The sequence below is a fragment of the Tateyamaria omphalii genome, from assembly GCF_019802125.1.
Lineage (GTDB): Bacteria > Pseudomonadota > Alphaproteobacteria > Rhodobacterales > Rhodobacteraceae > Tateyamaria > Tateyamaria omphalii_B.
The window spans coordinates 399,114-422,496 of record NZ_JAHVHT010000001.1 but is presented as its reverse complement, the minus strand read 5'-3'; the positions used below and the strand labels follow the sequence as shown (position 1 = coordinate 422,496).

Annotated in this window: 22 protein-coding genes and 1 riboswitch; of the genes, 18 read left to right on the top strand and 4 right to left on the bottom strand. The window is 62.9% G+C overall.

Going from position 1 to position 23,383, the window contains the following annotated elements; genetic code table 11:
- Positions 1 to 63 precede the first annotated feature (63 nt).
- Positions 64 to 251: riboswitch (cobalamin riboswitch) on the top strand.
- A gap of 50 nt (positions 252 to 301) precedes the next feature.
- The 15 genes from KUV51_RS02105 to ureG all read left to right on the top strand — a co-directional run bounded on the left by KUV51_RS02105 (position 302) and on the right by ureG (position 9,580).
- Entirely contained in the window at positions 302 to 979 is a 678-nt protein-coding gene (locus KUV51_RS02105; RefSeq protein WP_222519963.1) for an energy-coupling factor ABC transporter permease, read from the top strand.
- 54 nt (positions 980 to 1,033) lie between these two features.
- On the top strand, positions 1,034 to 1,777 hold the full coding sequence (cobF, locus tag KUV51_RS02100) for a precorrin-6A synthase (deacetylating) (RefSeq protein ID WP_222519962.1): 744 nt from the start codon (positions 1,034 to 1,036) through the stop codon (positions 1,775 to 1,777).
- A 97-nt stretch (positions 1,778 to 1,874) separates the two neighbouring features.
- On the top strand, positions 1,875 to 2,705 hold the full coding sequence (locus KUV51_RS02095) for an urease accessory protein UreD (protein ID WP_222519961.1): 831 nt from the start codon (positions 1,875 to 1,877) through the stop codon (positions 2,703 to 2,705).
- Between the two features lie 3 nt (positions 2,706 to 2,708).
- A complete protein-coding gene (locus KUV51_RS02090; RefSeq protein WP_076628231.1) occupies positions 2,709 to 3,011 on the top strand; it encodes an urease subunit gamma in 303 nt (100 codons plus the stop codon).
- Between the two features lie 29 nt (positions 3,012 to 3,040).
- A complete protein-coding gene (locus tag KUV51_RS02085; RefSeq protein ID WP_222519960.1) occupies positions 3,041 to 3,205 on the top strand; it encodes an LPXTG cell wall anchor domain-containing protein in 165 nt (54 codons plus the stop codon).
- Positions 3,202 to 3,507 carry an urease subunit beta gene (locus KUV51_RS02080; RefSeq protein WP_222519959.1) on the top strand — a complete coding sequence of 102 codons (306 nt, stop codon included), beginning with the start codon at positions 3,202 to 3,204 and terminating at the stop codon, positions 3,505 to 3,507. Before KUV51_RS02085 ends, KUV51_RS02080 begins: the two co-directional genes overlap by 4 nt.
- Before the next feature lie 30 nt (positions 3,508 to 3,537).
- Positions 3,538 to 4,356: a cyclase family protein gene (locus KUV51_RS02075; RefSeq protein ID WP_222519958.1), complete on the top strand. Its 819-nt coding sequence runs from the start codon at positions 3,538 to 3,540 to the stop codon at positions 4,354 to 4,356.
- Positions 4,356 to 4,751 carry a carboxymuconolactone decarboxylase family protein gene (locus KUV51_RS02070; RefSeq protein WP_222519957.1) on the top strand — a complete coding sequence of 132 codons (396 nt, stop codon included), beginning with the start codon at positions 4,356 to 4,358 and terminating at the stop codon, positions 4,749 to 4,751. Before KUV51_RS02075 ends, KUV51_RS02070 begins: the two co-directional genes overlap by 1 nt.
- 37 nt (positions 4,752 to 4,788) lie before the next feature.
- On the top strand, positions 4,789 to 5,142 hold the full coding sequence (locus KUV51_RS02065) for an antifreeze protein (protein WP_222519956.1): 354 nt from the start codon (positions 4,789 to 4,791) through the stop codon (positions 5,140 to 5,142).
- 3 nt (positions 5,143 to 5,145) lie between these two features.
- Positions 5,146 to 6,906 (top strand): urease subunit alpha, encoded by a 1,761-nt coding sequence (gene ureC / locus KUV51_RS02060; protein WP_222519955.1) that lies wholly within the window; start codon positions 5,146 to 5,148, stop codon positions 6,904 to 6,906.
- A gap of 8 nt (positions 6,907 to 6,914) precedes the next feature.
- On the top strand, positions 6,915 to 7,511 hold the full coding sequence (locus KUV51_RS02055) for a hypothetical protein (RefSeq protein ID WP_222519954.1): 597 nt from the start codon (positions 6,915 to 6,917) through the stop codon (positions 7,509 to 7,511).
- Between the two features lie 177 nt (positions 7,512 to 7,688).
- Positions 7,689 to 7,859, top strand: a complete 171-nt coding sequence (locus tag KUV51_RS02050) for a hypothetical protein (protein WP_222519953.1) — start codon at positions 7,689 to 7,691, stop codon at positions 7,857 to 7,859.
- A 16-nt stretch (positions 7,860 to 7,875) separates the two neighbouring features.
- On the top strand, positions 7,876 to 8,331 hold the full coding sequence (locus KUV51_RS02045) for an urease accessory protein UreE (RefSeq protein WP_222519952.1): 456 nt from the start codon (positions 7,876 to 7,878) through the stop codon (positions 8,329 to 8,331).
- Entirely contained in the window at positions 8,328 to 8,957 is a 630-nt protein-coding gene (locus tag KUV51_RS02040; protein WP_222519951.1) for an urease accessory protein UreF, read from the top strand. The genes KUV51_RS02045 and KUV51_RS02040 overlap by 4 nt, the downstream gene beginning before the upstream one ends.
- Positions 8,954 to 9,580, top strand: a complete 627-nt coding sequence (gene ureG / locus KUV51_RS02035) for an urease accessory protein UreG (RefSeq protein WP_222519950.1) — start codon at positions 8,954 to 8,956, stop codon at positions 9,578 to 9,580. The genes KUV51_RS02040 and ureG overlap by 4 nt, the downstream gene beginning before the upstream one ends.
- Positions 9,581 to 9,622: 42 nt before the next feature.
- Here ureG and KUV51_RS02030 read toward each other — a convergent pair whose 3' ends face one another.
- The 4 genes from KUV51_RS02030 to KUV51_RS02015 form a co-directional block, all read right to left on the bottom strand.
- A complete protein-coding gene (locus tag KUV51_RS02030) occupies positions 9,623 to 11,860 on the bottom strand; it encodes a xanthine dehydrogenase family protein molybdopterin-binding subunit (RefSeq protein ID WP_222519949.1) in 2,238 nt (745 codons plus the stop codon).
- 2 nt (positions 11,861 to 11,862) lie between these two features.
- Positions 11,863 to 12,321 carry a (2Fe-2S)-binding protein gene (locus KUV51_RS02025; protein WP_222519948.1) on the bottom strand — a complete coding sequence of 153 codons (459 nt, stop codon included), beginning with the start codon at positions 12,319 to 12,321 and terminating at the stop codon, positions 11,863 to 11,865.
- A gap of 345 nt (positions 12,322 to 12,666) precedes the next feature.
- The gene (locus tag KUV51_RS02020; RefSeq protein WP_222521207.1) at positions 12,667 to 13,779 is read right to left on the bottom strand and encodes an S-(hydroxymethyl)glutathione dehydrogenase/class III alcohol dehydrogenase; all 1,113 of its coding nucleotides are present in this window, start codon (positions 13,777 to 13,779) and stop codon (positions 12,667 to 12,669) included.
- Positions 13,780 to 13,960: 181 nt separating this feature from the next.
- Positions 13,961 to 14,344: a DUF3307 domain-containing protein gene (locus KUV51_RS02015; RefSeq protein WP_222519947.1), complete on the bottom strand. Its 384-nt coding sequence runs from the start codon at positions 14,342 to 14,344 to the stop codon at positions 13,961 to 13,963.
- Between the two features lie 237 nt (positions 14,345 to 14,581).
- Here KUV51_RS02015 and KUV51_RS02010 point away from each other — a divergent pair, with 237 nt between their 5' ends.
- From KUV51_RS02010 to KUV51_RS02000, 3 genes are all read left to right on the top strand, one after another.
- Positions 14,582 to 17,506 (top strand): ABC transporter transmembrane domain-containing protein, encoded by a 2,925-nt coding sequence (locus KUV51_RS02010; protein ID WP_222521206.1) that lies wholly within the window; start codon positions 14,582 to 14,584, stop codon positions 17,504 to 17,506.
- A gap of 103 nt (positions 17,507 to 17,609) precedes the next feature.
- Positions 17,610 to 19,394 (top strand): autotransporter assembly complex protein TamA, encoded by a 1,785-nt coding sequence (locus KUV51_RS02005; RefSeq protein ID WP_222519946.1) that lies wholly within the window; start codon positions 17,610 to 17,612, stop codon positions 19,392 to 19,394.
- A 41-nt stretch (positions 19,395 to 19,435) separates the two neighbouring features.
- Complete coding sequence (locus KUV51_RS02000) at positions 19,436 to 23,326, top strand: translocation/assembly module TamB domain-containing protein (RefSeq protein WP_222519945.1); 3,891 nt, start codon at positions 19,436 to 19,438, stop codon at positions 23,324 to 23,326.
- Positions 23,327 to 23,383 lie beyond the last annotated feature (57 nt).

The window sequence follows — 23,383 nt, the reverse complement described above, 5'->3', positions numbered from 1 at the left end:
CGACCTTGGTCTTTCCGCCCCGTAATGTGCCGCATCCAGGCTTGTGAGCCGACAGAATCGGTGTAAACCCGAAAGTGTGATGGTGACCCCGAGAGGGGTCTGAAAAGGGAACCGGGTGCGACTCCCGGACTGCCCCCGCAACTGTGACCGGCGAGCGGTGCCGGCAGACACCACTGGCGCAATGCGCTGGGAAGGTCTGGTACCGCGACGACCCGGCAGTCAGGAGACCTGCCATCGCGCAACGCAATCCGCCGGGGCACCGGCCACTATGTCACCGGGGTGGTGGCGAGGAGACACAGACATGCACATCGAACCGGGCGTCGTGGACGGCGCGAAAATGGCACTGGCCTATGGCACTGCCGCCGCTGGCGCGGGCTACACGTTGAAACTGGCGGCAGACGATCTGGTGCGCCACGACATCGCGTCGCTGATCTTGCGCACTGTGATCGCCACCGTCGGCACATTCGTATTCTTCGAGGTGATGCCACACTTCGCCGTGGGCATTTCCGAGGTGCATTTCATTCTGGGCACGACGCTGTTCTTGCTGCTTGGTCCTGCGGCTGCCGCAATGGGATTGGCGGCCGGTTTGCTGATCCAGGGGACGTTCTTTGCCCCGTCTGACCTGTCGATGTATTTCGTGAACGTGACCACGCTGCTGTTCCCGCTCTTTGCCGTTCATGCCGCTGCCAGCCGGATTGTACCGCAGGCGACGGCCTATGTGGATTTGAGCTATGGTCAGGTGTTGAAAATGTCTGCCATCTATCAGGGCGGCGTCGTCGCCTGGGTGGCGTTCTGGGCGATCTACGGTCAGGGCGTCGGGGCCGAGAACCTGCAAGCCGTGCTGACCTTTGGTGCGGCGTACATGCTGGTGATCCTGCTTGAGCCTGTTGCCGATCTGGCGGTGCTGGCGGGTGCCAAGGGCCTGCGGGGTTGGACCCGTTCGGGCGTATTTACGCATCGCCTGCACAACGCGGCGTAAGACGTTGATGAAATTCGAGGAAAGGGCCGTCACCGCGCGGCCCTTTTGCATGACATGACCCAACTGTTCCTGATCGGCATCGGCACTGGCAACCCGGATCATCTGACCGGAGAGGCCCGCCGTGTCATGGCGGAGGCGGATCTGTTTCTTGTGCCGCATAAGGGCGAGGGCAAAACCGACCTGGCCGATCTGCGCACGCAGATCATCGCCGACGTGCGGACCGATGCCACGGTTGCGCTGTTTGATATGCCCGTTCGGGATGAGAGCCTGCCCTACATCGCCCGGGTGGATGCGTGGCATGACGAGATTGTGCGCACATGGACCGAGACGATGGCGCTGCATCCCGAGGCCCAAAAAGTAGCACTGCTCGTGTGGGGCGACCCGTCGCTTTACGACAGCACCCTGCGCATCGCGGCCCGGTTGGAGCCGAAGCCGGAGATACGGGTGGTTGCCGGGATCACATCGGTTCAGGCGCTGACGGCGGCCCATGCCATTCCCCTCAACACACTAAACGCGCCAGTGACGATCTCGACCGGGCGGCGGTTGCGGGATCATGGTTGGCCGGCGGGGTGCGAGACACTTGTTGTGATGCTGGATGGGGATTGCACGTTTCGTACGCTGGACGGCAATCGCTTTGACATCTGGTGGGGCGCATATCTGGGGATGCCGGAGCAGATCCTGGATCACGGGCGGCTTGCGGATGTGTCGGAGCGGATTGTTGCACGCCGGGCAGAGGCGCGGGCGGCGCATGGCTGGATCATGGACACCTACCTGCTCCGCCGACTGCCCGAAAAATAGGCGCTATTTCGGCGAATTTTCAGGCATTTGGCCGTGGGACTAGCCGAATGCGCCGAAGAGTGGTCATATCGGACCACTTGAGCTGCCGCGAAATTGAATGACTGCCCATCTGCCACTTGCAACTGCCATCGCTGCGCAACCGCGCGCCATCGGAGCTGTGCGGCTTTCGACCAAGCCGGTCGGCGGCGCAACGGTCATTGACGGGCTGCATCAGCAGGGCGCGGCCAAGGCGGTGTTTCCGCGTGCTGCGCGCGGCATGACGGCCGTGTTGCTGAACACATCGGGCGGCGTAACGGGCGGTGACCGGTTTGACTACGCTGCCACTGCCGGTCCCGGCACGCATCTGACGATGACCACGCAAGCCTGCGAGCGCGCCTATCGCGCACAGCCGGGTGAGGTCGGGCGGGTCGAGACCCGCCTTACCGTCGCAGACGATGCGACCCTGTGGTGGCTGCCACAGGAAACGCTGATCTTCGACGGCTGCGCCATGACACGACGCTTATCTTGCGATCTGGCAGCCACTGCCAGCGCGTTGATTGTTGAGCCGATGTGCCTGGGCCGAATTGCCATGGGCGAGGATGCGGTGCAGGGCCAGTTTTCGGACCGGATCGAGATCAGGCGCGAGGGTGCGCCGCTGGTGCTGGATGCGTGGTCCTTGTCCGGTGATATGACGGAGCAGATGGCACGTACTGCCATCGGTGGCGGTGCCACCGCCATGGTCAGCCTGACCTATGTATCACCGGATGCGGAAGCGCAGCTTGATCCCGTCCGCGCCCTTTTGCCCGAGACAGGTGGCGCCAGCCTGCTGACCGATGACACGCTTGTTGTGCGCACCCTCGCCCCGTCCGGCTATCACTTGCGCAAGACGCTTTTGCCCATTCTGGATCACCTGACCGGTGGTCATCTGCCTATCTGCTGGAGACTTTAGCCCATGCAACTCACCCCCCGCGAAAAGGACAAGCTGCTGGTCGCCATGGCCGCCGAGGTGGCGCGCAAGCGGCTCGCGCGTGGCGTCAAGCTGAACCACCCCGAGGCCATCGCGCTGATCACCGACGCCGTGGTCGAGGGCGCGCGGGATGGTCGTTCCGTCGCAGACATGATGGAGGCGGGCGCGCAGGTCATCACCCGCGACCAGTGCATGGAGGGCGTGCCCGAGATGATCCACGACGTGCAGGTCGAAGCAACCTTTCCCGACGGCACCAAGCTGGTGACCGTGCACAACCCAATCCGCTGAGCCGCGGCCAACCCAAGGAGAAAGCCCCCATGAAAACATCGCGTTTCGCTCTCGCCCCGCTGCTGGCCATGGCCACCCCGGCCTTGGCCCATCCGGGTGCCCACGCGCATCCGCACGGTTCAGAACCATGGATCGTTGCCATGGGCCTGGCGCTGATCGCCGTCGCGGCGGTGATCATGTGGCGGCGCAAATGATCCCTGGCGAAATCATCCCCGCAGAGGGCAACATAGAGCTGAACACAAACGCGCAGGCGATCACCCTGCACGTCGCCAATACCGGCGACCGGCCTGTGCAGGTGGGCAGTCACTATCACTTTGGCGAGGCGAATGCGGCGCTGGAGTTCGACCGAGACGCGGCGCGTGGGATGCGCCTGGACATTGCCGCAGGGACGGCTGTGCGATTTGAACCGGGCCAGGCGCGTGACGTGCAATTGATCCCCATCGGTGGGGCGCGAAAGGTGTATGGTTTCAATCAGCAGGTGATGGGCAACCTTTGAGCAGGGCAATTCCAAACGGAGGAGAGACCCATGTGTGATGTATGTGTGATGAACGCGGTCAAGGACCGGATGCTGTCGCGACGCGACCTGTTCAAGGCCAGTGCCGCTGTCGGTGCGGCGGCGACGGTCGGGATGGCGACGGCGCCTGCGGCCATGGCGGCGGGGCATGACGGAGTTGTGGACATGACCCATGTCTATGACGGCGATTTCCCCACCTATTTCGGAGCGCCTGGTATCACGACCGAGCAGCCCTTCAACTTTGCCGAACACGGGTTCAACCTGTTCGAGCTGTCCGTCAACGAGCACACGGGCACGCATATCGACGCGCCCTTGCACTTCTCTGCCGACGGGATGTCGGTTGAGGAGATTCCGGTCAGCAGCCTGGTCGTCCCGCTCTGCGTGATCGACATTGCCGAACGGGCGGCGGGCGATGCGGATGCGCAAGTGACGCCGGATGACCTGAAGGCGTGGATCGCCGATCATGGCGACATCCCGGAGGGTGCTTGCATTGCCATGCATTCAGGTTGGGCGGGCAAGACCGGCGGCGATGGTTATCGCAATGTTGGAGCGGACGAGAAGATGCACTTCCCCGGTTTCCACGTCGAAGCCGCGCAAATGCTGCTGGAACAGACCAGCGCCGTTGCGATGGCTGTCGATACGCTGTCGCTGGATCATGGACCGTCCGAGACCTTTGACACCCACTATGCCTGGCTGCCCACGAACCGTTACGGCATCGAAAATCTCGCCGGTCTGGATCAGGTGCCCGCAGCTGGTGCGACGCTTGTTGTGGGCGCACCCACGCATCGCGGCGGCACCGGTGGCCCGGCCCGCATCTTTGCGATGGTCTGATGGCGACGCTGCCGCTCATATCTGACGCGGAGGCCAACGCCGAGGTGCTGGCCGTCTTTGACGATATTCGTGCGGTGCGTGGCACGGAGTACGTGAACAACTTCTGGCGGGCCTTGGCGAATGACCCCGCTTTGCTGGCCGCGACCTGGGGGCGGTTGAAGGAGGTGATGGGGCCGGGAGAGCTCGATCCGTTGGTGAAGGAGATGCTGTATATCGCGGTGTCCGTCGCGAACGGATGTGAATACTGCATCCACTCCCACACCGCCGCGGCCAATGCCAAGGGGATGACCCTGGCGCAGCATGGTGAGTTGATGAGTGTCATCGGTATGGCGATGCAGACAAATGGACTGGTGACTGCGATGCAGGTGCCGGTCGATGAGGCGTTTCTGACTTGATCCGGTTCCACCGGACCCCCCAGGCAAAGGAGCCCGAATGATGCGATACGCTTACACGTCACACCACTGGCCATCCGCTGGCTCAAATGCGGCAACTGCCATGGTCACCAACGCCTACAGTCTGACCTATCTTGCGCTGGAAACGCAGGCGGTGATGACGATGCGTATTCTGGGTATGGCCGGGCTGTGGCCCGTCACCCGTTCGGAAAACAAACGCATGCTTGATGAGAAACTGTCGGCGATGACCGAGGCACAGTGGGCCATGTGGCGCGCAAGCCTTGGTCTGGGCGGTCCCTCCGCCGTGCTGGCGGCAGGCCTGCGTCCCTTGCGCGTGAAAACGCGCTCAAACGCCCGCCGCTTGGGCAAGCGCGCGTTCAAAGTCAAAAGGTAGATCATGCCAACATCCATTTCCCGTCGCGACTATGCCGCCATGTTTGGCCCCACTGTGGGCGACAAGGTGCGGTTGGCCGATACCGATCTGATCATCGAGGTTGAGCGTGACCTGACCGCCGAAGCGGCAGGCCAAGCGGCCACGGGCGGCAGTGGCGACAACGCCATGCTCTATGGTGAAGAGGTCAAGTTCGGCGGCGGCAAGGTCATTCGCGACGGGATGGGGCAGTCCCAGGTCACGCGGGCGGATGGCGCGGTCGACACCGTGATCACCAACGCGCTGATCGTGGACTGGACGGGCATTTACAAGGCAGATGTTGGCCTGAAGGACGGGCGCATCGCCGCCATCGGCAAGGCGGGCAACCCGGACACACAACACGGCGTGAACATCGTCATCGGGCCGGGCACCGAGGCCATCGCGGGCGAGGGCAAGATCCTGACCGCTGGAGGCTTTGACAGCCACATCCACTTCATCTGCCCGCAGCAGATCGAGGATGCGTTGCATTCGGGCCTGACCACCATGCTCGGCGGCGGCACGGGGCCTGCGCATGGAACATTGGCCACGACCGTGACGCCGGGGCCTTGGCACATCGGGCGGATGTTACAGGCCGCCGATGCCTTTCCGATGAACCTGGCCTTTGCGGGCAAGGGCAATGCGTCCTTGCCTGCCGCCTTGGAAGAGCAGGTGAAGGCGGGCGCTTGCGCCATGAAGTTGCACGAGGATTGGGGAACGACCCCCGGTGCCATCGACTGCTGTTTGTCCGTAGCCGACGACATGGACGTGCAGGTGATGATCCACACCGATACGCTGAATGAAAGTGGGTTTGTCGAGAACACGGTGGCGGCCATGAAGGGCCGCACCATCCACGCCTTCCACACCGAGGGCGCAGGCGGCGGGCACGCGCCGGATATCATCAAGATTTGCGGGGAGGAGCATGTGCTGCCCTCCTCCACCAACCCAACGCGGCCTTTCACCGTGAACACGCTGGAAGAGCATCTCGATATGCTCATGGTCTGTCACCACCTCGACAAGTCGATCCCGGAAGACGTGGCCTTTGCCGAAAGCCGCATCCGGCGCGAGACCATCGCGGCCGAGGACATCCTGCACGACATGGGCGCGTTTTCGATCATCGCGTCGGACAGCCAGGCCATGGGCCGTGTGGGTGAGGTGATCATCCGGACGTGGCAGACGGCGGACAAGATGAAGAAGCAGCGCGGTTCGCTGCCGGAGGAAACCGGCGACAACGACAATGCCCGCGTGCGCCGATACATCGCGAAGTACACGATCAACCCGGCGATTGCGCATGGGATCAGCCACGAGATCGGGTCCATCGAAGTGGGCAAGCGGGCCGACCTTTGCCTTTGGAACACGGCGTTTTTCGGGGTTAAGCCTGAGATGGTGCTGCTGGGCGGAACCATCGCCTGCGCGCAGATGGGTGATCCGAATGCGTCCATTCCGACGCCGCAGCCGGTCTATACCCGGCCCATGTTCGGAGCCTATGGCCGGTCGGTCGAACGCTCTGCCGTGACCTTTGTATCCGCCGCGGCACAGGCCGAAGGGGTTGGCACAGCGCTTGGGCTGGCGAAGGACACGGTGGCTGTGCAGAACACGCGGAACATCGGGAAGAAGGACCTGAAGCTGAACGACGCGACGCCGGAGGTTGAAGTGCATCCCGAGACCTACGAGGTGCGAGCGGATGGGGAGTTGCTGACCTGCCAGCCTGCTGAAGTGCTGCCGATGGCGCAGCGGTATTTTCTGTTTTAAGGATTGTCATGTCTCGGATCGCTCACATCGCATGCTTGCTTGCGCTGCCGGGGACAGCGATGGCCTGCCCCACTTCGGCTGATCTGGATACTGGTGTCCGGTTCGAACTCGCCAGTGGCGAGTGGGAGACGTTCCGCCGCATCTCTGACGCAGTCATCGAGGCGACGTTCTACTATGAGCCTGGAGAGGCGACGCAAGTTTCGCTGAGCCAGGGGATCTATATTCTCAGCATAATCGAAGTTGAGAGTAACGCGCTCGTCCCCAGCACGCGCGAAACCTTCACCTATCCTTTACGCCCCGGCGAGATGCCCGATCCTGCCGGTGGAGGTGGTTGGAACGTAGAGGCTACCCTCCTATCGTCGGGTGGGCTCGACCGGGAAGTCCAGAGCTACACGTTCGGCACATCACGCAGACAGGGCTATGGCGCGTGCTTTTACGAGATGATCCCGATCACCTATCGCTACCGCCTTGAGGGTGAGGAAGAGACCGGGACGGATGAACTGCATTACCTTCCAGAATTGGGCATCAGCTATCTGGCTGCGTCTCGCGGCAACGACTACGACGACCGCTATGACTATGTTTCGATCAAGGCGTTGAAGCCATGATTGCTTACCTTTTGGTCAACATCCAGCCCTCACATCAGGTGATGCAAGACGCGGACTGGCATACCTGCATCAAGGCATTTGGGTATGCGTGTGCAGAAACCCTGCTATGCGCCTACACGTCTGACCAAAGCAACGGCAAAGCTTAAATCACCAAGGGAGAAACAAAACAGGTGTCCCATGACCCTCTTCCAGCGGATCGCCGCTTTTCTGTCCCGCATAAGCCTGCCGCACGGCGCACTGGTGCAAACGCAGGCAGTTTACGCTCTGACAGATGCCGAGTTGAAGGCGCGCGGATTGAAACGGCGCGAGGCCGCACGGCAGATCATGATCAACGGGGACTGGTCGTAAGCACGGGGGCCATCCCATGCTGACCGCCCAGCACTACCGCGAACACACGCACGGAGACGTCAGCGATTACGTGTCGCTGACCTATGAGGACCGTTTTCTGCGCCGCAAGGTGCTGACGCTCGCCTCTGGCGCGCAATTGCTGGTTGACCTGCCGCAGACCACGTCACTGGACCATGGCGGGGCGCTGATCACCACCGACAAGGCCGAGATCCGGATCGAAGCCGCGCCCGAGCCGCTGTTGGAAGTGACCGGCGACAAGCTGCACCGCATCGCCTGGCATATCGGCAACCGCCACACGCCCTGCCAGATCGAAGACACGCGCCTGCTGATCCAGCGCGATCACGTGATGGCCGACATGCTGGCGAAAATCGGGGCTACCACACGCGAGGTGGTCGAGCCCTTCACCCCCGAGGGCGGCGCCTATGGTCACGGGCGCACCCACGGCCACGATCACTCGCACAGTCACTCATGAGCCACGCACTGACCCTGATGCAATGGCTGTCCCCGGCCTTTCCCATCGGGGCGTTCGCCTATTCGCACGGGTTGGAGCAGGCCATAGCGGATGGAGTGGTTGCGGATGCGAAGACGCTGCGGGAGTGGTTGCGTGATCTGCTTGGGCATGGGTCTGGGCGTGCAGACGCCATTCTGCTTGCCGCTGCCTATCGCGCCGATGATCCTTCGGATGTGGACGCCACGGCGCGTGCCTTTGCCGCGGGGGCCGAGCGATTGAAGGAGACCGACCTGCAAGGCGCGGCTTTTTGCGACACCGCCCGTGCTGTGTGGGGGATCGAGATTGCCGGTCTGACCTATCCCGTGGCCGTGGGTGCCGCGGCGCGGGCGGTGGGCATTCCGCTGGCCGAGACGCTCCCGCTCTATCTGCACGCCTTTGCATCGAACCTGGTGTCCGTGGCGCAGCGCGCCCTGCCCCTTGGGCAGACGGATGGGCAGACCGTTCTGGCAACCTTGTCCTCCGTCATCGCAAAAACGGCGAAGGAGGCCGAGAAAACTCCACTCGCGGCCCTTTCATCCACCAGCTTCGCTGCCGATATTGCAGCCATGCGCCACGAAACCCTGCAACCGAGGATCTTTCGCACATGACACAGCTCAACGGCCCGCTTCGCATCGGCATCGGTGGCCCTGTGGGCGCGGGCAAGACGACACTCACCGCCGCTCTGGCCGCTGCCCTGAAGGACCAGCATTCCATCGGGGTGATCACCAACGACATCTACACGCAGGAAGACGCGGAGGAGCTGATGCGCCGTCAGATCCTGCCGCAGGACCGGATCATCGGGGTCGAGACCGGGGGCTGTCCGCACACCGCCATCCGCGAGGATGCGTCGATCAACCTGGCTGCGGTGGCAGAGATGCGGGAGCGGCACCCGAATGTGGAAGCCATCCTGATCGAGAGCGGTGGCGACAACCTGTCGGCCACCTTCTCGCCCGAACTGGCCGACATCACGCTCTATGTCATCGACACGGCGGCGGGCGAGGAAATCCCACGCAAGGGCGGCCCGGCGATCACCAAGTCAGACCTGCTGATCATCAACAAGACCGACCTCGCCCCGCATGTGGGCGCGTCGCTGGAGGTGATGGAGCGGGATGCGAAACGGATGCGTGGCGCGCGGCCTTTTGTCTTTGCCGCATTGCGCCACGGCAAGGGCGTGGAAGAGATCATCCGACACATTCGAGCGCTATCAGGTCTGGGCCTGACGCCTGCTTGATCGCGTGAAGGCGGAGGACACCTCCGCCTTACGGTCGTACCTTCAGACGAAATCGATATGCTTAGCCATCGGCATTTCGCGGATCCGCTGGCCGGTCGCGGCGAAGATCGCGTTTGACAGCGCGGCTGCGGCGGGCGGGACCATCGGCTCGCCCATGCCGCGCACGGTGTCGCCGTTTTCCAGACCGCGGACGAAGATCTCGGGCGATTGTGCCATCCGCATCCCTTCAAAATCGTAGTAATTGCGCTGTTCCGCCATCCCGTCGGAGTAGGTGATTTCCGAGTTCATGGCGTGGCCGAGCGCCCAGTTGATCCCGCCCTGCACGATGTTTTCGAAGTTGATCGGGTCGATGACCCGGCCCACTTCGGCGGCGACCCAGACCTTGTCGATCTTGATGGCGCCGTCGATGTTGCTGACCTCGACGACCTCAGCGGTTGGCACACCAAAAGACAGGCAGAAGGCGACGCCACGCCCTTTGTTTGGTCCAAGGTCGCTGCCCCAGCCCGACATCTCGGCCACCGCCTCCAGTGTCTTGCGGGATGGATCGTGCCAACAAAGGCGCAGGCGTTCTTCCATGGGATCGGCGCCCGCAGTGTGGATCAGCTCATCCAGAAAGACGTCGTGGAAGAAACCGTTGGTCGACGCACCCACCGACCGCCAACTCGAGACCGGCGCAAGCCCAGGCGCGCGGTAGCCGGTGACGCGGTAGTTCGGGATTTGCATGGGCTGTTCCCATGCGCCTGCGACGATCTGCAAGTCGGGCCCTGGTGTGGGCAACCCTTGCCGTCCCATCTGGCTCGCCACGACTGACGGCATGGCGATGCCGAGGTCATAGGCCTCGACCTTGCCATCCTTCACCGCCCCGCGTCCGCGCGCCATGGCGATCTGGCGGGTGTCGTTCTGCAGCGTGTCCTCTTCCCGGCTGTAGGTCAGTTTGACCGGCGTTCCTTTGATCTGCATCGCGATCTGGGTGGCCTCGCGCACGACACGGTCTTCGAGCCGGTGGCCGAAGCTGCCGCCCATCACCAGCACGTGGACAAAGACCTGATCGGTATCGAGCCCCGTCAGCTTGGCGACATTGCTTTGTACGAAGCGCGGGATCTGGGTGCCGGTCCAGACATCGGCGCGGTCATCCGTCACCTGCACGACCGCCGAAATCGGTTCCAGCGGGGCGTGGGCGAGGTATGGGGCACGGTATTCGGCCTCGATCACTTCGGCGCCGTCGAGTGCTGCGTCCACGTCGCCATCATCGCGGACACGGCTGTCCTGCTGGTCGGCGTTGAAGCTGTCGGAGAGCGCTTGCCAATGGTCCGCCTGCTCTGGTGGGTAGAGGGCCGGAGCCCAGTCGATGTCGATGGCATTGACGGCTTGCATGGCGCGCCATGTGTTGTCAGCAACAACCGCGACCCCGTCGGACAGTTCGACCACGTCGATCACCCCACGCATGTCGCGAGCCGTTGTAGCGTCAAAGCCGTTCATCGCGCCGCGACGCGGGCTGGTGCGGACGGAGGCGTGGACCATGCCCTCGACCTCGAAGTCGATACCGTAGCGCTGCGTGCCGGTGGATTTGGCGAGGATGTCGATCCGCTCCATCTCTTTCCCGACAAGACGCCAGGTGGACGGATCGCGCAGGGTCACATCATTGACCGGGTCGAGCGTCGCCGCCGTGGCCGCAAGCTCGGTATAGGCGAGCGTACCGCCGCCGGGCAGGATCACGGTGCCTTTCTCGGTTTTCAGATCGGCGATGTTTGCGCCGGTCTCCTGTGCGGCGGCGGCCTTGAGTGTCTCGCGCGCGACGGCACCTGCGAGGCGCAGCTTTTCGAAGCTGTCGGGGACCGTGGTGGAGCCGCCAGTGATCTGAAGGCCCATGAACTTCATCATGGCATCCATGATCCCGCGTGTCGTATCGGCGACGAGGCCATCATCTGTCGACCGGAACGGCGCAGCCTCCGCACTCAGTGCGGTGTTGTAGTAGGCGGGATCGGGCATGCCGGGATCGACACGCACCTGATCCAGCTCGACATCCAGTTCCTCGGCAATCAGCGCGGCCTGCACATGATAGGCCCCCTGCCCGCTGTCGGCGCGCGGGGTGATCAGGGTGATGCCGGTGCTGTCGATCTTCACGTAGGGCGTCAGGGCTGCCTCGCCCTCGCCCAGATCGGCGAGCAGCGGGTTCGAGACGGGGCGCTTGTAGGCGTAGTAGCCAAAGGCGACGCCACCCACGACAGCGGCAGAGCCGACGAGGAAGGTACGGCGGGCGATTTTTCCGATGCGGCTCATCCTCACACCTCCTGCAACTTGGTGGCGGCGGTTTTGACCGCGGCGCGGATGCGGGGATAGGTGCCGCAGCGGCACAGGTTACCGTTCATCGCATCGTCGATATCTGCATCCGTCGGCGCCGGGTTCGTGGCCAGCAGGGCGGCGGCCTGCATCATCTGACCGGACTGGCAATAGCCGCATTGCGCGACCTGGTGTTCGACCCATGCCGCTTGCACCGCGTGCAGCGCGTCCGGTGTGCCCAGCCCCTCGATCGTCGTGACCTCACCCCAGACATCTGCCGCAGCGGTTTGGCACGACCGCACAGCTTCGCCGTCGATATGCACTGTGCAGGCGCCACATTGCGCGACACCGCAGCCATATTTGACGCCCTTGATGTTCAGTTCATCCCGCAGCACCCACAGAAGCGGCATGTCATCTTCGACATCCACCTCGTGTTCTGTACCGTTCACCGTGAGTTTCATCGCGCGCTCCTGAACTATCCCCGTTTGACCATAAAGCTAGGCAACACGAGGCGGTTGGGAAACCTGCAGATCGCGCCAACGCGGTCACAGATCGCGACGTCACTTGCTAAAAGACAGCTTATTGCAACGCGTACTTTTCTGAACATGTCGACATCAAGGGCAAGTGCGTTGCCACATCGCGCTTCATATTCAGCCGGGCATGACCCGAGAAAATGTCCTCAAGCGCACCCGTAAATACTTAGTGTTCCAACCAAAAAAGCGCATGGTGGCTGCAAAGCGCAGCCACCATGCCGTGGATATTCAAACTGAAGTATCGCGCCCCGAACGTGTGGCGCGGCATCCTAGCTAGAACTCGACCACAGCCCGGATCGATTTGCCCTCATGCATCAGATCAAAGCCATGGTTGATCTCGTCCAAAGACAGCTTGTGCGTGATCATCGGATCGATCTCGATCTTGCCGTCCATGTACCAGTCCACGATCTTCGGCACGTCAGTGCGCCCCTTGGCCCCGCCAAAGGCCGTGCCACGCCAGACGCGGCCGGTGACCAGTTGGAACGGACGGGTCGAGATTTCGGCGCCCGCCGGGGCCACACCGATGATGATGCTTTCACCCCAGCCTTTGTGAGCCGCTTCCAGCGCCGTGCGCATGACATCCACGTTGCCGGTCGCGTCGAATGTGTAGTCTGCACCGCCCTTGGTCAGCTCGACCAGGTGAGCAACCATGTCGCCATCGACCTTGGAGGGGTTCACAAAGTCGGTCATGCCGAAGTGTTTGCCCATCTCAACCTTGTCGTCATTGAGGTCGACACCCACGATCTGATCCGCACCCGCCATCTTCAGGCCTTGGATCACGTTCAAACCGATGCCGCCCAAGCCGAAGACGATACAGCGGCTGCCAATCTCGACCTTGGCTGTGTTGATCACCGCACCGATACCAGTCGTGACGCCGCAACCGATGTAGCAGATTTTGTCAAAGGGGGCGTCCTTGCGGACCTTGGCCAGCGCGATCTCGGGCACCACGGTGTGGTTGGCGAAGGTCGAGCAGCCCATGTAGTGGTGGATCGGCGTGCCATCGAGCATTGAAAAGCGGGTGGAGCCGTCAGGCAACAGCCCCTGCCCCTGCGTGGCGCGCACCTTCTGGCACAGGTTTGTCTTGGGGTTCAGGCAGTATTCGCATTCGCGGCATTCAGGCGTGTAAAGCGGGATGACATGATCGCCCACTTCAAGCGTCGTGACCCCCTCACCCACTTCGATGACAACGCCCGCGCCCTCGTGACCGAGGATAGCGGGGAAAATACCTTCGGGGTCCGCGCCGGAGCGGGTGAACTCATCCGTGTGGCACAGGCCTGTTGCCTTGATCTCGACCAGCACCTCACCCTTGCGGGGGCCTTCGAGGTTCACCTCCATGATTTCAAGCGGTTTGCCGGCTTCGACGGCGACGGCAGCGCGGGTTTTCATCATGGTGTATCCTCCCAAGTGATATTTTCGTCATGTGAGCCAGCGGATAGGCCGTCTGTCAATGCAGAGAATGCGATGCAAGGCGGTCAGAGGCGCTACCCAGCGTGAGCAATGCGATGCCTTGTTTACGATATGCTCCATCGGGAAACGCAGGCGTGCCATGCAGACGTTGGCCGCAGCATCATCCCGGCAGGACCACCCAGGCCATCACGAGATAGGTCCATTGGTGCAGCGCCTGATCCAGACCGAATGCGCGCCAGAACCCGCCCTGGCTGGGGTCGTGACCGGTGTGTTCGGACCACCACCCCTTGCACCAGTCGATATGAAAATGCGCGACCCATTCCACCACGGCCACCACCAGCGCGAGCCAGACAGGCACCCCCACCAGAACCATGGCGACCAGCGATCCAACCGCATGAAGGCCAGCGTGTTGGAGCCGCCCGACATGCATGTAGACCCCGCGGTTGGCGAGCATCCGAGGTGTCTGCAGATAGAAGTCGGCGAACAGATGCTTGACCTGCAGCAAAAACAGCAGGACCAGGGCAAATGTGACTGGGTCGGTCAAAATGTACCTCTCGCGAACCTTCCACCCTCACCCTAGGACGGGCCGGGCTGCGTCGCAATCGTCCTGTCACGGGCCCTGACGGACCATTGATTTCAGGTTCAGCCCGTTGATAGGCTACCGTCGGGCGTCCTGCCCGCCCTTTTCAGTACGTGGACCGGCACCATAGAACGCTCCCTCTTTCGATTTATCTGGATCTATTCGAAACGCGATCAGTTGATCCTGCTGGCGGTGACGCTGATGCTGTTTCCGCTGCTCTACCTGACGCTCGAGCTGCCCAAGCGGATCATCAACGATGCGATCGGTTCCGGCTCGCCGACCGTGTCGGCCTATGGGTTCGAGTTCGATCAGATCACATATCTGATGATCCTTTGCGGCGGGTTTCTTTTCGCGGTGCTGTGCCATGGCCTGCTCAAGATGCGGATCAATACGATGAAGGGCGTGCTCGCCGAGCGGCTGCTGCGCCGCTTCCGCTACACCCTGATTGCCCGCATCCTGCGCTTTCCGCAGCCCTATTTCGAGCGCACGAGCCAGGGCGAGTTGGTCAGCATGGTCACCGCCGAGAGCGAGCCGATGGGCGGGTTGATGGGCGATGCGATTGCCCAGCCGGTCCTGCAAGCCGGGCAGATGTTGACGATCCTTGGCTTTCTCTTTTTCCAGTCGGTGGCGTTTGGTCTTGCCGCCATCGCCTTGATCCCGCTGCAAGCCTGGCTGATCCCCAAGCTTCAACGCCAGATCAACCTGCTGAACAAAAGCCGGGTGATCCAGGTCCGTGCGCTGGCTGCCGAGATCGGCGAAGGCGCTGCTGGTGCGGGCACCCTGCGCGTCAATGGTGGTTGGCGCTACCGTATGGCGATGATCGGCAACCGGCTCGGTACGCTCTTTGCCATCCGGTTCGAGATCTACCAGAAGAAATTCTTCATGAAGTTCCTCAACAACTTCATCACTCAGCTGACGCCATTCTTTTTCTTCTCTGTTGGCGGCTACCTGGTGATCCGAGGCGACGTCACCATCGGCGCGCTCGTGGCGGCCCTGGCGGCGTACAAGGACCTGTCGAGCCCGTGGAAAGAGCTGCTGGCCTATTACAACCAGGTCGCGGACATGTCCCTGCGGTGGGAGACGATCACCGAACGGTTCGCGCCTGCCGGCATGATCGACGACGATCTGTTCTATGGCCCTGCACCTGAGGCCCCGCGATTGACCGGGGACATCGTTTTGGATCAGGTCACGGTGCGCGACGGCGACGGGAACGCGGTGCTGGAAGACATTTCGCTGACTGTCCCCGCGGGGACAAGCATCGGGATCACCGCCCCCAATGATGAAGACCGGCGCGCGTTGGCAGAAGTGCTCACCCGCGAAACGCTGCCAACCACCGGAACCGTCACGCTTGCAGGTCACGACATCCGTACCCTGCACCAGACCGCGATTGCCAAGCGCATCGGTCACGCCACCTCGCGCCCCATCATGTTTCAGGGCAGCTACGGGCAGAACGTGATGATGCCGATGCGGCTTGCCCCGACCGAAGCGGCTGCCGAAAGCGATTTCAGCCGGGAGGCCCTGCGCGCGGGCAACAGTGCCGACATGCTGGAGGCCAAATGGCTTGACCCCAGCATCGCAGGCGTGCCCGACAAGGACGCGCTGCGGGCCTGGTGGTACACGCTGATCGCGGGCAGTGGCAGCGCCGACGCCCTGACCCGGCGCACGATGGACCAGACCTTTGACGCGGAACGAAACGCCGAACTGGCCCGAACGCTTGTCGCATTGCGCCCCAAGGTCGCTGCCGCTGTGGCCGACGCCGGGCTTGACCGCTATGTACACAGCTTTCATCCCGACAGCTACAATCCGGCGCTGCCGATTGCGCAAAACCTGCTCTATGCGACGCCGAAGGTCGAGATCACGCCGGAGGTCATCGAGGCCAAACTGGATTTCCTCCGCCTGCTACACGACCTTTCGCTTGCGTCAAATCTCGAAATGCTCGCGCGCAACATCCTTGAGATGCTGCGCCAGACCTTTGGTCCAAACGGCACCGATCACCCGCTGTTCCAGCGCATCGGATTGCAGGCCGAAGTCTACAACGCGGCGCTGGAAGTGGTGGAGCGCAAGCCGCAAGGGTCCGACATCTCGGACAAGGAACTGGCGTTGCTTTTGAGCGTGCCCGCCAACGTCACCGCCGAACAGGTGGCCGCCGCCTTCCCCGACGAGGTGCGTGAGCGGGTGCTGGACATGCGGGTTGCGCATGGGGCGACACTGCGGGAGCAGATGGAGGATATCTTTGTCCCCATCGAGGCTGACAAACACGTGCATGGCCTGTCCGTTCTGGAAAACGCCCTGTTCGGCAAGGTAGCCGACAGCGCAGGCGCGCGTGCGGATGACCTGCGCGGCATCGTCGTGGACGTGCTGACCGAAGCGGGCATGAGCCATCTTGTCCTCGAACTGGTCTTTGACGTGCCGATCGCGCTGGGTGGTGCCAACCTGCCCGCACTTTTTGCAGAACCCCTGTCGATCAGCCGCGCCAGCATCAAGCGCCCCGACATCCTGATCCTCGATGAACCGATGGCCAGCTACGGGGACGAGATACGCGGATCGCTGATCGAAAAGCTGCGTGAGCTTCTGCCTGACGCAACGCTGGTTTTCCTCGGTACTTCCTTTGAAGGCGAACAGGTCTTCGACACGCATGTCGAGGTGGTGCAGGGACGTCTGCAGGGCGCCGGAGGTGAGCGGGCCGACATCGGCAGCGACGCCAGCGCCGATCTGGCGCGCAAGGTCGAGGCGCTGCGACAGGCCCCGATGTTTGCCGGTCTCAAACGCCGCCAGCTTCGTCTGCTGGCCTTTGGCGCGCGGTGGTACAATGCACAACCGGGCGAATACGTCTTTCACAAGAACGACGACCCGACCGACGGCGCTTACATGATCACCGAAGGCGAGGCGGATCTCCTGCTGCCGCAGGACAGTGCCGAAGACACCCTGATCGCCACGGTCGGTGCCGGGGCACTGGTCGGGGAATTGGGCCTGATCCGCAGCGAGCCCCGCGCGCTCGACATGCGCGCCAAATCCGATCTGACCTGTCTGCGCATCGGGGAAGAGGAGTTCATGGCCGTGGTCGAGAACGACGCGGCAACGGCCTTCCGATTGCTGCAAGTGGTGGCGGGCTACGTCAAAACCTGATCACGATCCCGCCCACCACAGCATCTGCGCTGGAACCTTCCGCACAAGTTTGGCATTCACATGACAGTGAAGGCCCGCGCGCTGCGCGCGGTGGAGTGCTGCGATGTATCGGACTGTCTGCCAGGTTGTGGCAGTGATTGGCGCCACATTCGGCGCAGCGGGGGCTGCAATCGCCCTGACAGTGGACGTCCGCGCGCCCGGAGACTTGGCTGACGAATTGCGGGCAGCATCGCTGACCGCCAGCCTGCCGGACGAAGAAACCGCACCGCGCGCCATCGACGTCATCAGCGCCGCACAGGCGGACTACGCCCGTCTGATTGGGCTGCTCTATGACAAAGGTTATTTCGGCCCCACCATTTCGATCACCGTGGATGGTCGCGAAGCGGCTGGCCTGTCGCCTGTCTCGGCGCCGCCCGCCGTCGACTCCGTCGTGGTGACAGTTGATCCGGGCAAGGTCTTTACCTTCGGCACCGTGACCGTCAGCCCCACGGCAGAGGGCACGGAACGCGTTTTCCAGGTTGCACCCGGAGAGACTGCAAATGTCTCCGCACTGCGCACCGCCACGGAGGCGGGCATTGAAGGGTGGCGACAACAGGGCCATGCCAAGGCCGCCGTGTCCGAACAGCAGATCATCGCCAACCACCCGGCGGGCCAGTTGAACGCCGACATTCGATTGGATCCGGGCCCGCGCCTGCGCCTCGGCCGTCTGAACATCGAAGGGGAAAGCAACGTGCGCGAAAAGCGCCTGCGCGAGATCGCGGGCTGGCCCAGCGGCGAGGTCTTTGACCCCGACACTCTGGACCAGGTCGAACAGCGGTTTCGACGGACCGGCACCTTTGCCAGCGCCAGCCTGACCGAAGCCGAAACGCCCAATCCCGATGGCACGCTCGACGTAACCGCCCAAATTGCCGATCAACTGCCCCGCCGCTACCGCTTTGGCGCGGAATACGGCACCACCGATGGCGTCAGCGTCAGCGCGCTCTGGCTGCATCGCAACATCTTCGGCGGTGCGGAGCGTTTGCAGATTGATGGCGAAATCTCGGGTGTCGGTGGCGATACCGACGGTGTCGACTTTCGCCTGGGCGCGCAGCTGTCCCGCCCCGCCACCTGGCGCACCGACCTAGAGGCCGTGCTGCTGGCCGAGATCGAACAGCGAGATGACCCGAACCTGTTTTCCCGGACCGGGCGGCTCGAATTCAGCACCGTCTATTTCGCTAGTGAAGATCGCGAATACAGCTACGGTATCGGCCTCCAGAAGGCGCGCACCCGCGACGATCTGGGCGAGCGGGACTACACGATCCTGACCTTCCCGTTCAACGCCAAGTTCGACCGGCGCGACAACGCCCTGAACGCGACGTCCGGCTACTACGCCGAGGCATCACTGCGTCCCTTCATCAACATCGACGGCACCAGCGACGGCGTGGTCACATCGCTTGACCTGCGCACCTACCGCAAGCTGGGGGACCGCGTGGTGCTGGCCGTGCGGGGGCTAGTAGGCTCCGTTGCCGGGCCATCGATCGAAGAAGCGCCTGCAGACTTCCTGTTCTTTTCGGGTGGTAGCGGCACAGTACGCGGCCAGGATTACCAATCCTTGGGCGTCGAGTTGAGCCCCGGCGTGACCATCGGTGGCCGGTCCTTCCTTGGGCTGTCGGGCGAGATGCGGGTCAAGACAGGCGACCGGTTCTCGGTCGTGGGTTTCTACGATGCAGGCTATATTGGCGCCGAAAGCTTCTTTGACGGTGACGGCGAGTGGCACACAGGCTTTGGCGCTGGCGTGCGCTACGACACGGGCATCGGCCCCATCCGCTTTGATGTCGCCCTGCCCGGCTCCGGGCCCGGCGACAGTTCCGGGGTCGAGATCTATATCGGTATCGGGCAGGCATTCTGATGCGGCGGCTTTTGTGCATACTGCTCCTACTGATGTGGCCAATGGCTGGCACGGCACAGGACGACGAGGATCGCGGGTTCCTCGTCGGCCTCTTGGAAAGCAGCCTTGGCGGTGAAGGTCGCATCGTTCGCATCGACGGCTTTGCCGGGGCGCTCAGCAGCCGCGCCACCATCGAACGCATCACCATCGCCGACAGCGAGGGCATCTGGCTGACGCTCGAAGACGTTGCGATGCAGTGGAACCGCTCCGCCCTGTTCCGCGCCACGATCGACATTCAGGAACTGCGCGCGGCGCGCATCGACCTGCCACGCCTGCCGGTGGCCCAGGACAGCGACCTGCCCGCGCCCGAGGCAGCGCCCTTTTCACTGCCCGACCTGCCCGCTGCCGTCCGAATCGCGCAGCTTGAGCTCGGCTCGGTTTCCCTTGGCGCCCCCATATTGGGAGAGGCTGCGGTTCTGTCGGTCTCCGGCGCGGCAGAGCTTGCAGGGGGTGCAGGCAATGCAACACTCAACGCCACACGCACAGACGGCCCGCGCGGCAGCTTCGATGTCACTGCGGCCTATGCCAATGACACCCGCGATCTGACGCTGGATCTGGGACTGAGCGAGGCAGAGAATGGACTTGTCTCCGGTGTTCTGAACCTGCCTGACCGTCCCAGCGTCGATCTGGTTGTCGACGGTTCAGGCGCGCTGAGCGATTTCGATGCAACGCTTGATCTGCGCACCGACGACACACCGCGTCTGGCCGGCACGCTGGCACTTCAAAGCGAAGCGGGCGGGCCGATGGCTTTTGATGCAGCACTTGACGGCGACATCTCGGCGCTGGTGCTGCCGGAATACCGTGACTTCTTTGGCACCGACGTGGCGCTTGAGGCGCAGGGCAGCACGGATGCAAACGGCGCACTTGCCCTCGATACGTTTGCGCTTGAGGCGCGCGCGATCCAACTGGCGGGTCAAGTCGGTCTGAACAGCGATGGCTGGCCCACGCTTCTGGATATCCAGGGGAGACTGCGCGATCCCGACGGAACGGCTGTAGCACTCCCCGGTGCCGGTGGTGCGCGCGTGGCAGAAGCCGCACTGGACATCGCGTTCGATGCCGGACAAAGCGACGCCCTGCAGGCACGGATCACGGCGTCAGGACTGGATCAAGATGGAAATGCAGTCGACGACATGGCGCTCTTCTTTGATGGCACGCTCACTGGCGCGGTGGGGAGCATTGGAGCCTTGGACGGTCGTCTGAACCTCTCGGCGAACGGAATTGCGCTTTCGGACACCGGACTGGCTCGCGCAGTAGGACAGGAAGTGCGTGGCGGGCTCAACATCGCCTATGCAGATGACGCACCACTGCGCCTGACTGATCTTGCCCTGACCGGAGCCGCATGGGCACTCGGTGGGTCCGTTGAAATGGACGGTTTTGATGAAGCGTTGGAAACGTCGTTTGAAACGTCTCTGTCGACCCGGGATCTGTCAGCCTTTGCAGAGCTTGCCGGGCTGGACCTGTCCGGCGCAGGAGATCTTTCCGCTTCCGGGACAGCCGCCTTGGGTGGCTTTTTCGATGTTACGATCACAGGTCAAACACGCGATCTTGGACTGGGCATCGAACAAGCCGACGCGCTGTTGGAAGGGCGGACCGATCTGGTGGTTGCGGCGCGGCGCGACACGACCGGCACTGTCCTCGACCGGCTGACGCTGGAGAACAGCGCGCTTAACCTCACCGCATCCGCCGATCTGAGCACCGGGGCGTCCACCGCCCGCTTCAACGCATCACTTGCAGATGTTGGCCTCATCACCGACGCGGTCGAGGGACCGATCACCGTTGATGGAACCGCCACACAGTCTGGCGGGATCTGGGATGTTTCTGGTGGTCTGACCGGACCGCTTGACACGTCGGCCACCGGCACCGCGCGTATCTCCGACGATCAGAGCGATATCTCCCTCGACGCGGTGGTAGAGGACCTTGAACGGCTTGTGCCTCAAATCACCGAGCCTGTGCGCCTGACCGCGACAGCCGCGCAAAGGAATGGCGCGTGGCAATTCGAAACAAACATTGACGGCCCTGCAGAGGCAGAAGCCGCGGTGACTGGCCTGTTCGATGGCGGGCGGCTGTCAGCCCGCTATGACGTCTCTGCGCCGAACCTGTCAGCTTTTGCCCCCGGCGTGCCGGGTGGTGGTGCACTGAATGGGGACATCCGCCAAACCGCGGATGGTTGGGCGTTTGATACAGATCTCAGCGGCCCCTACGACAGCACCGGCACACTCTCGGGCACGTTCGAGGACGTGCTTGTCAGTGATTTCGACCTTTCCATCCCGAACGTGGCGGCCATTGCACCGGGCGTGCGCGGACCACTGAACCTCGACGGCACGTTGAGCCAAACGCCTGACGGATGGGACGTCGTGACGGATGTAGCAGGTCCTTACAGCAGTACAGGCCGGGTGTCGGCCTCGCTCACCGACGGGGTAGCCGCCGCGCGTTATGCGCTGAGCATGCCGAACGTCGCACCGCTCGTTCCCGGCTTGAACGGCGGCGCGTCGGTCAACGGCACGCTGCAACAGGTCGGAGACGCCTTTGACATAGACACGCAGATCGCAGGGCCCTCCGGCACGACAGCCAAGGCTGCAGGCCAAATCCGGCCCGACGGCACGTTGAACATCAACACGCAGGGCCAGCTTCAACTGGGCCTCGTCAATCCGTTCATTACGCCACGCACAATCCTTGGCACCGCACGCTTTGACCTGGCCGTAAACGGACAACCGGCGCTCAGCTCCGTCTCGGGTCAGATCACGACCCAGGGCGCTCGGGTTGCCACGCCCAACCTACCGGTGTCCATTTCCGATCTTTCGGGCACCGTCCGCCTGTCCGGTGGACAGGCGGCTCTGGACTTCAAGGCGGCCATCACTGAGGGCGGGTCGGTCGCGATCTCCGGGCCCATCACGCTGAATGGCAGCTATCCTGCACAGCTGGCGGTCGGGCTGAACGCGGTCTTGCTGCGGGATCCCACACTTTATTCCACGACTGTCGATGGCCAAGTCAATCTGAGCGGCCCTCTGACCGGCGGCGCAGCCATTTCCGGGCAACTGAACCTGGGCGAGACAAACGTTCAGGTGCCATCGACTGGTATCGCCAGCTTTGGCGCGATCCCCGACATCACACATATCGGCGCCACCCGCCCCGTTATGCGCACCCAGGCCCGCGCCGGGCTGGTGCAGGACGAAAGCACAGGTAGCGGCACAGGGGCGGCATACCCGCTCGACCTCACAATCAACGCACCCAATCGCATCTTTATCCGGGGCCGTGGTCTGGACGCGGAACTCGGCGGCCAGCTACGCCTGTCCGGAACGACCGCCGACATCATCTCAACCGGGCAGTTCGACCTGATCCGTGGACGGCTCAGCATACTTGCGCAGCGCTTCACCCTGGATGAAGGCCGCATCACCCTGCAAGGTCGCTTCGAGCCGATCCTGCTGTTTGTCGTGGAAACCGATACCTCGACCGGCACGGCGCGCATCATCGTGGACGGGCCAGCGGACGACCCCGATGTCCGGTTCGAAGCCACACCCGAGGCGCCTGAGGACCAGGTGCTGGCCCAGATCATATTTGGCCGCGACATCAGCCAGCTTTCGGCTTTCCAGGCGTTGCAGCTGGCCAGTGCGGTGGCCAGCCTTGCCGGCGCAGGCGGCGAAGGGATCGTATCACAACTGCGCGGCTCTTTCGGACTGGATGACCTGGATGTCGCGTCAGACGATGAAGGCAATACCGCCGTGCGCGCCGGGCGCTACCTGTCCGAAAACGTCTATACCGATGTGACCGTGGGCGGTGCTGACGGGCCCGAAGTGTCGCTGAACATTGATCTGACGCCGAATATCACCGCCCGTGGCTCGGTCAGCGGAGATGGCAATACGGGCATCGGCATCTTCATCGAACGGGACTACTAGGCCGGACTGTTCATCTTGTGCGCGATACTGTATCCACCGGGATACAATAGAAAGGCG

Bases quoted from the DNA above. Each gene is read 5' to 3' on its own strand.
- ureC (WP_222519955.1), top strand. From the start codon at position 5,146: ATGCCAACATCCATTTCCCGTCGCGACTATGCCGCCATGTTTGGCCCC.
- KUV51_RS02070 (WP_222519957.1), top strand. From the start codon at position 4,356: ATGGCGACGCTGCCGCTCATATCTGACGCGGAGGCCAACGCCGAGGTG.
- KUV51_RS02080 (WP_222519959.1), top strand. From the start codon at position 3,202: ATGATCCCTGGCGAAATCATCCCCGCAGAGGGCAACATAGAGCTGAAC.
- KUV51_RS02020 (WP_222521207.1), bottom strand. From the start codon at position 13,779: ATGAAAACCCGCGCTGCCGTCGCCGTCGAAGCCGGCAAACCGCTTGAA.
- KUV51_RS02005 (WP_222519946.1), top strand. From the start codon at position 17,610: ATGTATCGGACTGTCTGCCAGGTTGTGGCAGTGATTGGCGCCACATTC.
- KUV51_RS02040 (WP_222519951.1), top strand. From the start codon at position 8,328: ATGAGCCACGCACTGACCCTGATGCAATGGCTGTCCCCGGCCTTTCCC.
- KUV51_RS02095 (WP_222519961.1), top strand. From the start codon at position 1,875: ATGACTGCCCATCTGCCACTTGCAACTGCCATCGCTGCGCAACCGCGC.
- KUV51_RS02075 (WP_222519958.1), top strand. From the start codon at position 3,538: ATGTGTGATGTATGTGTGATGAACGCGGTCAAGGACCGGATGCTGTCG.
- KUV51_RS02090 (WP_076628231.1), top strand. From the start codon at position 2,709: ATGCAACTCACCCCCCGCGAAAAGGACAAGCTGCTGGTCGCCATGGCC.
- KUV51_RS02105 (WP_222519963.1), top strand. From the start codon at position 302: ATGCACATCGAACCGGGCGTCGTGGACGGCGCGAAAATGGCACTGGCC.
- KUV51_RS02010 (WP_222521206.1), top strand. From the start codon at position 14,582: ATGCTGTTTCCGCTGCTCTACCTGACGCTCGAGCTGCCCAAGCGGATC.
- KUV51_RS02085 (WP_222519960.1), top strand. From the start codon at position 3,041: ATGAAAACATCGCGTTTCGCTCTCGCCCCGCTGCTGGCCATGGCCACC.
- KUV51_RS02065 (WP_222519956.1), top strand. From the start codon at position 4,789: ATGATGCGATACGCTTACACGTCACACCACTGGCCATCCGCTGGCTCA.
- KUV51_RS02045 (WP_222519952.1), top strand. From the start codon at position 7,876: ATGCTGACCGCCCAGCACTACCGCGAACACACGCACGGAGACGTCAGC.
- KUV51_RS02055 (WP_222519954.1), top strand. From the start codon at position 6,915: ATGTCTCGGATCGCTCACATCGCATGCTTGCTTGCGCTGCCGGGGACA.
- cobF (WP_222519962.1), top strand. From the start codon at position 1,034: ATGACCCAACTGTTCCTGATCGGCATCGGCACTGGCAACCCGGATCAT.
- KUV51_RS02050 (WP_222519953.1), top strand. From the start codon at position 7,689: ATGACCCTCTTCCAGCGGATCGCCGCTTTTCTGTCCCGCATAAGCCTG.
- KUV51_RS02030 (WP_222519949.1), bottom strand. From the start codon at position 11,860: ATGAGCCGCATCGGAAAAATCGCCCGCCGTACCTTCCTCGTCGGCTCT.
- ureG (WP_222519950.1), top strand. From the start codon at position 8,954: ATGACACAGCTCAACGGCCCGCTTCGCATCGGCATCGGTGGCCCTGTG.
- KUV51_RS02000 (WP_222519945.1), top strand. From the start codon at position 19,436: ATGGCTGGCACGGCACAGGACGACGAGGATCGCGGGTTCCTCGTCGGC.
- KUV51_RS02025 (WP_222519948.1), bottom strand. From the start codon at position 12,321: ATGAAACTCACGGTGAACGGTACAGAACACGAGGTGGATGTCGAAGAT.